The 11083-nt window shown below is 65.6% G+C and carries 12 protein-coding genes; 8 read left to right on the forward strand and 4 right to left on the reverse strand.

The genetic code is table 11. The features are described from left to right. The first annotated feature begins 9 nt into the window (after window positions 1-9). Genes EZM81_RS11840 through phnN form a run of 4 tightly spaced genes read left to right on the forward strand, consistent with a single transcriptional unit; the run spans window position 10 to window position 2957 of the window. Window positions 10-966, forward strand: coding sequence for an alpha-D-ribose 1-methylphosphonate 5-phosphate C-P-lyase PhnJ (locus EZM81_RS11840; protein WP_135449954.1), 957 nt, complete (start codon window positions 10-12; stop codon window positions 964-966). A 20-nt stretch (window positions 967-986) separates the two neighbouring features. After that, on the forward strand, window positions 987-1748 hold the full coding sequence (gene phnK, locus EZM81_RS11845) for a phosphonate C-P lyase system protein PhnK (RefSeq protein WP_136645915.1): 762 nt from the start codon (window positions 987-989) through the stop codon (window positions 1746-1748). Between the two features lie 4 nt (window positions 1749-1752). Further along, window positions 1753-2436, forward strand: a complete 684-nt coding sequence (gene phnL / locus EZM81_RS11850) for a phosphonate C-P lyase system protein PhnL (RefSeq protein ID WP_136645863.1) — start codon at window positions 1753-1755, stop codon at window positions 2434-2436. Next, window positions 2433-2957, forward strand: coding sequence for a phosphonate metabolism protein/1,5-bisphosphokinase (PRPP-forming) PhnN (gene phnN / locus EZM81_RS11855; protein ID WP_136645864.1), 525 nt, complete (start codon window positions 2433-2435; stop codon window positions 2955-2957). Before phnL ends, phnN begins: the two co-directional genes overlap by 4 nt. On the opposite strand, the gene EZM81_RS11860 is transcribed toward phnN, so the two are convergent. Further along, entirely contained in the window at window positions 2939-3610 is a 672-nt protein-coding gene (locus tag EZM81_RS11860; protein ID WP_371685743.1) for a DUF1045 domain-containing protein, read from the reverse strand. The two genes, phnN and EZM81_RS11860, sit on opposite strands and share 19 nt — an antisense overlap. 104 nt (window positions 3611-3714) lie before the next feature. Here EZM81_RS11860 and EZM81_RS11865 point away from each other — a divergent pair, with 104 nt between their 5' ends. From EZM81_RS11865 to EZM81_RS11870, 3 genes are all read left to right on the forward strand, one after another. Beyond that, window positions 3715-4860 carry an alpha-D-ribose 1-methylphosphonate 5-triphosphate diphosphatase gene (locus tag EZM81_RS11865; RefSeq protein WP_136645866.1) on the forward strand — a complete coding sequence of 382 codons (1146 nt, stop codon included), beginning with the start codon at window positions 3715-3717 and terminating at the stop codon, window positions 4858-4860. 251 nt (window positions 4861-5111) lie between these two features. After that, window positions 5112-5234 (forward strand): hypothetical protein, encoded by a 123-nt coding sequence (locus EZM81_RS18675; RefSeq protein WP_256371625.1) that lies wholly within the window; start codon window positions 5112-5114, stop codon window positions 5232-5234. Window positions 5235-5584: 350 nt separating this feature from the next. Next, on the forward strand, window positions 5585-5917 hold the full coding sequence (locus EZM81_RS11870; RefSeq protein ID WP_136645867.1) for an arsenate reductase family protein: 333 nt from the start codon (window positions 5585-5587) through the stop codon (window positions 5915-5917). 11 nt (window positions 5918-5928) lie between these two features. On the opposite strand, the gene EZM81_RS11875 is transcribed toward EZM81_RS11870, so the two are convergent. Both EZM81_RS11875 and thrS read right to left on the reverse strand, forming a co-directional pair. Continuing rightward, the gene (locus EZM81_RS11875; protein ID WP_135449948.1) at window positions 5929-6135 is read right to left on the reverse strand and encodes a cold-shock protein; all 207 of its coding nucleotides are present in this window, start codon (window positions 6133-6135) and stop codon (window positions 5929-5931) included. A gap of 211 nt (window positions 6136-6346) precedes the next feature. After that, on the reverse strand, window positions 6347-8293 hold the full coding sequence (gene thrS, locus EZM81_RS11880) for a threonine--tRNA ligase (protein WP_136645868.1): 1947 nt from the start codon (window positions 8291-8293) through the stop codon (window positions 6347-6349). A gap of 161 nt (window positions 8294-8454) precedes the next feature. On the opposite strand from thrS, the gene EZM81_RS11885 reads away from it, so the two are divergent. Then, window positions 8455-9204, forward strand: coding sequence for a carboxylesterase (locus EZM81_RS11885; RefSeq protein ID WP_135449946.1), 750 nt, complete (start codon window positions 8455-8457; stop codon window positions 9202-9204). 555 nt (window positions 9205-9759) lie between these two features. Here EZM81_RS11885 and phaZ read toward each other — a convergent pair. Continuing rightward, the gene (phaZ, locus tag EZM81_RS11890; RefSeq protein ID WP_136645869.1) at window positions 9760-11028 is read right to left on the reverse strand and encodes a polyhydroxyalkanoate depolymerase; all 1269 of its coding nucleotides are present in this window, start codon (window positions 11026-11028) and stop codon (window positions 9760-9762) included. Window positions 11029-11083 lie beyond the last annotated feature (55 nt).

The raw sequence follows: 11083 nt of genomic DNA on the forward strand, positions 1-11083 counted from the left end.
GAGCATATCGTGACAGATCAGGCCTACAATTTCGCATATCTCGACGAACAGACCAAACGGATGATCCGCCGCGCGATCCTGAAGGGGATTGCGGTGCCGGGCTACCAGGTCCCCTTTGCCAGCCGTGAGATGCCGATGCCCTACGGCTGGGGGACGGGCGGGGTGCAGGTAACGGCGGCCTGCCTGGTCCCCGAGGACCGGCTCAAGGTCATCGACCAGGGCGCGGACGACACGACGAACGCGGTGTCGATCCGCCGCTTCTTCCAGCGCACGGCCGGGGTGGCCACGACCGAGGCCACCGCCGAGGCGACGGTGATCCAGACCCGCCACCGCATCCCGGAAACCCCTCTGAAGGCAGGTCAGATCCTGGTCTATCAGGTGCCGATCCCCGAACCCCTGCGGTTCCTAGAACCGCGCGAGACCGAGACGCGGAAGATGCACGAATTGGAAGAATACGGGCTGATGCATGTGAAGCTTTACGAGGACATCGCCCGACACGGGCAGATCGCCACATCCTACGCCTATCCGGTCAAGGTCGAAGGGCGCTATGTCATGGACCCCTCGCCGATCCCCAAGTTCGACAACCCCAAGCTTGGCAACAGCCCGGCGATACAGCTGTTCGGCGCAGGGCGCGAGCAGCGGATCTATGCGCTCCCACCCTTTACCGAGGTCGTGAGCCTCGATTTCGACGACCATCCCTTCACCGCCTCCAAGGCCCCGCATGACTGCGACCTTTGCGGCGCGACGGACAGCTATCTGGACGAGGTGATCACTGATGACACGGGCGGGCGGATGTTCGTCTGTTCCGACACCGATTTCTGCGCCGGGCGGCGGGCGAAGGGGCATCGGGGCCGACTTTCCGGCGAGGGAGTGGCCCCCTCACCCCATCCCTCCCCCACGAGGAGGGAGGGATGCGCCCGACATGAGAGCGTCGCGCAGGGCGCCGGGACGGAGGGCGCGGCATGACCCTGATGGAGCGCATGACCATGACCGACCAGCCGCTTCTGCGCGTCGAGGGGCTGACGAAACGCTATGGCCAAAGGATCGGCTGCGCGGATGTCTCCTTCGATCTTTACCCCGGCGAGGTGCTGGGGATCGTCGGCGAAAGCGGCTCGGGGAAGTCCACCCTTCTGTCCTGCCTGGCCGGCCACCAGCGCCCGGACCTAGGCCGCATCGCCTATGACGGGCGCGATGTCCTGGCAATGTCGGAAACCGAGCGTCGCCGTCTGTCGCGCACCGACTGGGCCTATGTCCACCAGAACCCGCGCGACGGGCTCAGGATGGGCGTCTCGGCTGGCGGCAATGTGGGCGAACGCCTGATGGCCGTCGGTGCCCGGCATTATGGCGAGATTCGGGGCAAGGCAGCGGACTGGCTGGGCCGGGTCGAGATCGCCGCCGACCGGATCGACGACAGGCCCTCGGCCTTCTCGGGAGGCATGCAGCAGCGGTTGCAGATTGCGCGGAACCTGGTGACGGGACCGCGGCTGGTGTTCATGGACGAACCGACTGGGGGCCTCGATGTCAGCGTGCAGGCGCGGCTGCTGGACCTTCTGCGCGGGCTGGTGCGCGACCTCGGCCTATCCGCCATCATCGTGACGCATGACCTTGCGGTGGTCCGGCTGCTGGCGCATCGGCTGATGGTGATGAAATCCGGCCGGGTGGTAGAGCAGGGCCTGACCGACCAGGTGCTGGACGACCCGCAGCACGCCTATACGCAACTCCTGGTCTCCTCCGTCCTTCAGGTGTAAGCCCATGATCCGTATCGAGAACCTGTCGAAGTCCTTCACCCTGCACAACCAGGGCGGCGCGGTGATCCCGGTCATGGCCGGCGCGGCGCTGAGCGTCGGCCCCGGCGAATGCGTGGGGCTGACCGGGCAGTCCGGCGCGGGCAAGTCCACGCTGATGCGCATGGTTTACGGCAACTACCTTGCCGCCGGGGGACGCCTGATGGTGGGCGACCTTGACGTCGCCACCGCCGAGCCGCGCCAGATCATCGCGCTGCGCCGCCAAACGCTGGGCTATGTCAGCCAGTTCCTGCGCGTTGTTCCCCGCGTCCCCACGCTGGAAGTCGTGGCCGAGCCGCTTCTGGCCCTTGGCACCCCGGCCGATCAGGCGCGCGCGCGGGCGGCGTCTCTCCTGCGGCGGCTGAACATCCCCGAACGGCTCTGGTCCCTGTCGCCCACCACCTTCTCGGGCGGCGAGCAGCAGCGGGTGAACATCGCGCGCGGCTTTGCCCATGCCTATCCGGCGATGCTTCTGGACGAACCGACCGCCAGCCTCGATGCCGCCAACCGCGAGGTGGTGCTGAGCCTGATCGAGGAAGCCAAGGCGCGCGGCGCGGCGATCCTGGGCATCTTCCACGACGAGGCGGCACGCGCGCGCGTCTGCGACCGGCTTGTCGATGTGACCGGGTTCACTCCGAAGGCCGCAGCATGATCTTCGCGGTCGTGGGGCCATCGGGGGCAGGCAAGGATACGCTGATCCGGGGCGCGATGGCCGCGCGGCCCGACCTGCGGCTGGTGCGCCGCGTCATCACCCGGCCCGCCGAGGCGGGAGGCGAGGATTTCGAAGGCGTCTCGGCGCCGGAGTTCGCCCTGCGCCGCGGCCGGGGCGAGTTCGCCCTGTGGTGGGAGGCGCATGGCCTGTCCTACGGCGTCCCCAGGGCGCAGGTCGCAGGGCCGGGCGACGTGATCTTCAACGGCAGCCGCGCGGCGCTGCCCGAGGCGGTGCGGGTCTTTCCCGACCTGCGGGTGATCCTTGTCACGGCTCCCGATGCGGTGCTGGCCGCGCGGCTGGCCGCACGGGGGCGCGAGAGCGAGGCCGACATCCGCGGGCGGCTGGCCCGGGCGGCCTTCACCCTGCCGGAGGGCATCGCCGCCGAGACGGTGGTCAACGATGGCTCGCAGGAGGCCGGCGTGGCCCGGCTTCTGGCCGCGCTTCAGCCGGTCAGGGCATAGCGGTGCAGCAGATGGAACCGGCCCGCCGTATCCTCGCCGAACAGGCACAGATCCTGAATCTCGAAGGGCCGGGGGAGCACATCGGCGAAATGCGCCCCCAGCGCCGCCATGGCGGGGGCCGGGTCGGCCAGACGGTCGGTCAGCGTCAGGTGGAAGCGGAATTCTTCCATCACGTAAGGATAGCCCCAGCGGTGCAGCAATTCGCGCTGGCGGGGCGAGAGGGCTTCGGGCCGGCGGCGGGCGATCTCGGCCTCGCTGAGCGGCGCGCGCAGGTCGTTCGTGCCCTCGACCACGGCGGCGCCGAGTTCCAGAAGCGCGGCCTCGCAGCCCCGCGGCGTCAGCGCGAGGAAGCCGTGCAGGTTTTCGAGAATCAGCCCCTCGCAGGTGACGGGGCCAAGGCGCGCGGCGAGCGTGGCGACGGTGGCGGCGGCAAGGTCAGGCGTCACGCCCTCGGCCAGCCTGAAGGGGGCGCGGATCGTGCCGTGAAAGCCGTAGCGGCGCGGGTCGGCGGTGATCGCGGCGGGATCGGCGATGCCGGGCACCCGGGGTTGCGGCAGCGCCTGGCCGGTCGCGGGATCCCATCCGAGCCATTCATTCGCGCGGCCGGCAAAGGCGCCGGGGCGCGGGGCATAATAGACGGCGAAACGTTTCATCTGGTCCATGGGCGCGGGCGTAACGGGGCAATGTCACATCCGTGTGACGCATCCGTGTCAGCAGACGCCAGCCGCAAGCGGGCCGCAAGACATGAGAGTGCAAGATGACGACCGAGACGATCCTGGCCAATGCCACCCTGGTCCTGCCGACCGAGACCCTGCGGGGCCAGGTCCGCATCCGGGACGGCCGCATCGCCGACATCGCCGAAGGGGCGACGGTGCCGGCGGGGGCGGTGGACTGCGGCGGCGACCTGGTGATGCCGGGGCTGATCGAGCTGCACACCGACAACCTGGAACGCCACATCCAGCCGCGCCCCAAGGTGGATTGGCCGCACGCCGCCGCGATCATCGCCCATGACGCAGAGCTGGCCTCGGTCGGCATCACCACGGTCTTCGACGCGCTGCGGGTGGGGTCGGTCGTGTCGAACGCCAAGATGAACTACGGCGAATATGCCCGCGCGCTGGCCGACGAGATCCTGGGCCTGCGCGCGCAGGGCGTGTTGCGGATCAGCCATTTCCTGCACCTGCGCGCCGAGGTCTGTTCCGAAACCCTGATCGAGGAGCTGGACAAGTTCGGCCCCAATGACGGCATCGGAATCGTCAGCCTGATGGACCACACGCCGGGCGCGCGGCAGTTCCGCGACATCTCGAAGCTGAAGGAATACTACGTGGGCAAATACGGGATTTCCGAGGCTGACTGGGAGGCACACGTTGCCACCCAGAAGGCGCTGCGCGACCGGCTGGGCGCGGCGCACGAGGCCGCCGCCGTCGCAGCCGCCCGCCGCTATGGGGCAGTGCTGGCCAGCCATGATGACACCGAACCCGAGCATGTAGCGCAATCCGCCGCCCACGGCGCGCATTTCGCCGAGTTCCCGACAACGGTCGAGGCGGCACGGGCCTGCCAGGACCACGGCATCAAGGTGATGATGGGCGCGCCGAACCTGATCCGCGGCGGCAGCCATTCCGGCAACGTGGCCGCGCAGGAGCTGGCCGAGGCGGACCTTCTGGATATCGTGTCATCGGACTATGTGCCCTCGTCGCTGTTGTCGGCGGCTTTGATGCTGGGTGATCTCTGGGGTGACACGGCCCGTGGCATCGCGACGGTGACTGCGGCCCCTGCCGATGCGGCAGGCCTGCCGGACCGTGGCCATCTGGTGCCGGGCGCGCGGGCGGATGTCATCCGGGTCACGCGGCTTGGCCCGGCCGGCGCAGTTCGCGGGGTCTGGGTGCAAGGCTGCCGGGTGGGCTGATCCCTCTGCCTGGAGAAAGAAGCGGTGTCGGGCAAAATGGGCCGCGACAAGCGCGTGCAACCGCTTCGACAGGGGGCGAAGACGGAATTGTGGGTCCAGCCCCCCGAAGCGCCTTCGGAAAGATCGCGTGATCACTTGCTGTTCATCGACAGTTCGGTCATCCGCACCCTCTGCCGGACGCAGCTCAGAAACGGGCACGGATCAGACATTTGGCCGTTCCGGTCGGGGGATTCGGCTTCAGGATCAGCGCCATGGTCGTTCACTGCGACCTGCCGCTGCCGATCACACTTTCGCCCGGCCGGACCTGGGACAAGGCAGGTGTGGCGGAACTGATGGCCAACCACTTTCCCTCCGGGGATGTGGTTTATGGCTGATCGATGCTGTGACGCCCGCACCATCCTTGTGCTGATTGCCGCACGCGCCAGGCGCGGCCACACCCCTACCCCGTGCTAGCGAAAGTTGCAACGTTCCGTCGATATTGACATCTGTCCCCGGCGCACCGCCCGTGGAAGGCTTCTTCAACAGGCTCAAGCACTTGAGAAAGATCGGAATGCAACACGAGAATTCGGCCGGCAACGACCGGCGCCATGCTTGTCGCCTGTGCACAAATCCGGGCCCGGCATTAACAGCCCGCACCCTTCCCCCTTTCCGGCGCTTTCGGGATATGCTAGCAAGCCCTTGAAAAACAAGCATCAAAACTGGACGCACAGCGAAAGACCCCGCCATGATCCTTTACGGCATCCCGACCTGCGATACCTGCAAAAAGGCGCTGAAGGCGCTTGAAGCCGCCGGCCGCGAGGTCACCTTCCGCGACATTCGGGCCAACCCGCTCAGCGAGGCAGAGGTAAGCCGGATCGTGCAGGAATTCGGCGACCTTGCGGTAAACCGGCAGTCCACCACATACCGCAGCTTCAACGATTTCCTGAAGGCATCCGATCCCGAGGTGCAGATCATGTCACAACCGACCGTGATGAAGCGGCCGGTCATCCAGGACGGGGATCGCTGGTTTCTGGGCTGGGACAGCGCGACCGCCGACATTCTGCTGGGGCCGCGCTGATCCACCAAGGCTTACAACAGGCGCAGGTCGCCGGCCGACATCTTGCCGTCGCGGCCGGATTGAAGTTCGTAGCCGATCTTCTGATTGTCGTTCAGCCCCTTCAGCCCGGCGCGTTCGACCGCCGAGATGTGCACGAACACGTCCTTGCCACCATCATCCGGCGCGATGAAACCGTAGCCCTTCGTCGCGTTGAACCATTTCACGGTGCCCGTCGGCATTCCGCTTCTCCTCTCAGAACCCCCTGCGGCGACATTGCCGCAGGCCGTGCCACCAGGTCTTCCAGGGCTTCGATCCGAGAGCCGGCCAGGAAATCTGTCGTCACTGAGGCGATGATGCCAAGGATTCGCCGAAAATCAAGCCACATGGCAAGCGGACTCAGTCGGACGGGGCGCTTCCACCCGTCCGTGCTGAAATTCCGGCCAGAGGCCTTCAGGCAGCTGCGGGCGGCAGCGCCTCGAAGCCAAAGGTCGCCACAGCCTGATCCAGCGACATGGTCTCGGTCCGCGTCTCGCCCAGACGGCGCACCGAAACCGTCCGCGCCTCGACCTCCTGCATCCCAATCGCCAGGATCACGGGAACCTTGCCGACCGAATGTTCGCGGACCTTGTAGTTGATCTTCTCGTTGCGCACGTCCGCCTCCGCCCGGACCCCTGCCTTCTTCAGCGCCGCCACTACCTCATGCACGAAAGGGTCGGCGTCCGAGACGATAGACGCCACCACCACCTGGCGCGGCGCCAGCCAGAAGGGCAGTTTCCCGGCGTAGTTTTCCAGCAGGATGCCGATGAACCGCTCGAACGACCCCAGCACCGCGCGGTGCAGCATGACGGGGCGGTGCTTCATCCCGTCCTCGCCGACATATTCCGCGCCCAGCCGGACCGGCAGGTTGAAGTCGGCCTGGAAGGTGCCGCACTGCCATTCCCGCCCGATGGCATCGGTCAGCTTGAAGTCGAGCTTCGGCCCATAGAAGGCCCCGTCGCCGGGGTTTATCTCGTAAGGCAGCCCCAGCCCTTCGATGGCCTTTTGCAGCGCGTTTTCGGCCTTGTCCCAGATCTCGTCGCTGCCGACCCGCACGTCGGGCCGGGTGGACAGCTTGATGTCGAACTTCTCGAAGCCAAGGTCGCGATACACAGATGACAAGAGCGAGATGAAGCCGGCGCATTCGGCCTCGATCTGGTCTTCCGTGCAGAAGATATGCGCGTCGTCCTGGGTGAAGCCACGCACGCGCATCAACCCGTGCATCGAGCCGGAAGACTCGTAGCGGTGGCACGATCCGAACTCCGCCAGCCGCAAGGGCAGGTCGCGGTAGGACTTCAGGCCCTGGTTGAACACCTGAACATGGCAGGGGCAGTTCATCGGCTTCAGAGCGTTGATGCGCTTTTCCTTCGCACCCTCCTCGTCCACCTCGACGATGAACATGTTCTCGCGGTAGGCCTCCCAGTGGCCCGACTTCTCCCACAGGATGCGGTCCACGACCTGAGGGGTGCGGATTTCCTTGTAACCCGCCTGCCGCAGCCGGCCGCGCATGTAGTCTTCCAGCGTGCGGTAGATCGTCCAGCCGTTCGGGTGCCAGAAGACCATTCCCGGCGCCTCTTCCTGCAGATGGAACAACTCCATCTCGCGCCCCAACTTGCGGTGGTCGCGCTTGGCGGCCTCTTCCAGCATCGTCAGATGCGCCTTCAGATCGTCGCGGTTGCGGAACGCCACGCCGTAGATGCGTTGCAGCATGGGACGGCTCGCGTCGCCCAGCCAGTAGGCCCCCGCGACATGCGTCAGCTTGAAGGCATCGGCCGGAACCTGGCCCGTGTGTTGCAGATGCGGCCCCCGACACAGGTCCTGCCAGTCCCCGTGCCAGTACATGCGGATGTCCTCGCCCTCGGGGATCCGGTCCAGAAGCTCCAGCTTGAAGGGCTCGCCCCGGCCCCGGTAGTATTCGACGGCGCGGGCGCGGTCCCAGACCTCGGTCCGCACCGGATCGCGCGCGTTGATGATCTGCTTCATCCGCGCCTCGATCGCGCCCAGATCCTCGGGCGTGAAGGGCTCTTCCCGGTCGAAGTCGTAGAACCAGCCCTGGTCCCGGACCGGCCCGATGGTGACCTTCACCTCGGGCCAGAGCTCCTGCACCGCACGGGCCATGATATGCGCAAGGTCATGCCGGATCAGCTCCAGCGCCGGGGCCTCGTCCTTCATCGTGTTCAGGCTGATCGTGGCGTCCTCATGGATCGGCCATTGCAGATCCCAGTGCCGCCCGTTCACCTGCGCCGAGATCGCCGCCTTGGCCAGCGAGGGGGCGATCGACGCCGCCACCTCGGCCGGCGTCACGCCGGCCGCGTAGCTGCGCTTGTTGCCGTCAGGAAATGTCAGTGAAATCTGGCTCATGGCCGGCTCCTCGTCGGTTTGGCGCCCACGAAACGCCCGGTTGCGGGTAAAGTCGCGCGTTCTTGCCCGGCGGCTTCCGGGAAGTCAAGTCATGCGCAGGTCCTTGCCCGGCGCGTTAAAGGGGCCTCACGCTTGCCGCGAAGCACGCCTATATCAGCGCCATGACAACCTTTCTCAGTACCCCGCAAGGCCGCCACATCGCCTATCACCAGACCCCCGGGAAGGGGCCCGGTGTCGTCTTCCTTGGCGGTTTCCGATCGGACATGACCGGGTCCAAGGCTCTTCATCTGCAAGCCTGGGCCGAGGCCACGGGCAGATCCTTCCTGCGCTTCGACTATTCCGGCCATGGCGCATCACGCGGCGCTTTCGAAGATGGGGCAATCACCGACTGGCGCGAAGACGCCTTGGCCGTGATCGAGGCGCTGACCGAAGGGCCGCAGGTTCTGGTCGGCTCGTCAATGGGCGGCTGGATTGCCCTGCTTGTCGCCCGCGACATGCCCCGGCGCGTAGCAGGGCTTGTGGGCATTGCCGCAGCGCCGGACTTCACCGAACGGATGTGGCACGAAGAATTCGGTGCGACCGAACGGGCCCGTCTGCTGGAAGCCGGGCTTCTTCACCGCCCATCTGCCTATTCCGATGCCCCCTACCCGATTACCCGTCGCCTGATCGAGGACGGTCGCGCCAATCTGGTGCTGGACCGGCCGCTGCCCCTGCCGATGCCAGTCCGCCTGTTGCAGGGCAGCTCCGACAGCGACGTGCCGCCCGGTGTGGCGTTGCGCCTGTTCGACCACATCGACAGCCCCGACCTGAGCCTTACGCTGGTCAAGGACGCGGACCATCGTTTTTCCTCTCCCACATGCCTGGACCTGATCGTGACAGCGGTGGATCAGGTTCTGGCAGCATCAGGATGAGTTGAATAAATCGAACATGCTTTGAGATTTCACGTCCGAAGATCCATCTGATCATTTCTATAATTACTTTTTTGAAAATAAGTACTTAAGCAGCCAACCTCCCAGAATTCTGCAACATGATCATGTTCATTACCAAGCATCCTGATCCATCGGTCCAAAGGTGACCAGTTCCGCGCGGCTGCCTTTGACTTCATGGTCGAAGGTCGGCAGTTGATGCCGCGCAGATCGCAGCAGCCGTGGCGACGCCACCTGACTAGTTCTTGCCGATCGACCGCAGTGGGTTGCGCCGCGGATCCCGGAAGGGCGGGCCACATTGCTGTCGCGTCAAGGACAGGCGCCGAGCTGGAACTGCGCCGAAGGGTTTCGTAAAGGTTGCTGGGAAGGCCGCTGACAAAGCAAAGCAGGAACCGTGCGAACCTGCGACTGGAAATCCTTGCATCCAGGCACTTGCCGGCCATGGTCATGTCCGACTGCACCTGATCGCCACGCTTCGCGAGCGGCAAGCGACACCCGTGCCGGCAGCGAACGAACTGCCGGATACCCCCGTGCGCGAACCTACTGTCCCGAGGCCAGCGCGATGCGCGGCTTCGGCTTGCCCGCTGCGCGGTCGATAAAGTTCAGCACCAGGGGGCGGATGTTCAACCGCCAGCTTTTCCCGGCGAATATGCCGTAGTGGCCGGCGCCCGGTTCGACATGGTGGGCCTTCTTGTCCTGCGAAAGCCCAGTAAGCAGGCCCAAGGCTGCAACACATTGACCAGGCGCGGAAATATCGTCATTCGCGCCCTCGACTGTCATCACCGACACGTTGGTGATAGCATCGAAATCCACCTTGCGACCCGCCACCACGAAATCGTTGCGGGCAATCTCGCGGTTCTTGAAGATGCGTTCGACGGTGGACAGGTAGAATTCCGCCGTCATGTCCATCACGGCCAGATATTCATCGTAGAAGCGGTTATGCGCATCGTGATCCGAGGCTTCACCGCGCGCAACGCGGAAGATCTGTTCGGCAAAGGCCCTGGAATGGCGCTCGGCATTCATCGCCATGAAGCTTTGCAGCTGCAACAGCCCCGGATAGACCAGCCGCCCCGCGCCCTTGTACTTGAAGCCCACACGCTGGATTGCCAGATGCTCCAGCTGGCCCATGGTGACCCGGCGGCCGAAATCCGTTACTTCGGTGGCAGCAGCATCCGGATCGACCGGTCCACCGATCAGAACCAGGCTTTTTGGCTGCGCTTCCGGGTGTTCGGCAGCCAGAAAGGCTGTGGCGGCCAAGGTCAGCGGCACCGGCTGACAGACGGCGATGACATGGGTATCGGGGCCCAGCACCTTGATGAATTCGGCAAGGTAAAGCGTGTAGTCCTCGATGTCGAACTTGCCGGCCGAAACGGGAATGTCGCGCGCGTTGTGCCAGTCGGTCACATAGACGTCAGCATCCGGCAGAAGGCTGGCGACCGTGGACCGAAGAAGCGTCGCATAATGCCCCGACATCGGCGCCACAAGCAGCACCTTCCGCGCCATCGGTGCCCGGCGGCGCACAAAGAACTGCACCAGATCGCCGAACGGCTTCTGCACGATCGGATTCACGTCCACCAGATGATCGGTACCATCCGGGCCCACGATCGACCGGATCCCCCAGTCGGGCTTGGCAATCATGCGGCGGAAGGTGCGCTCCGTCACTTCGCCCCAGGCAGCCATCAACGGCAACATCGGGTTCACCGACATGGCGAAGGCGGGATAGCTGGCGAAGGCCCGGGCCGAGGCGCCCAGCCACTCATTCGTGTTGCGGGCGCTTTCCATCAGGTCGTAGGTGTACATATACTTCATGGCGTCTCCTCGCCAGGGCGGACAAATGTCGCATGGCACTGCCCGGGAGGGTGGC

Origin of the sequence: Tabrizicola sp. YIM 78059 (genome assembly GCF_004959785.1) — a bacterium.
Taxonomy (GTDB): domain Bacteria; phylum Pseudomonadota; class Alphaproteobacteria; order Rhodobacterales; family Rhodobacteraceae; genus Tabrizicola; species Tabrizicola caldifontis.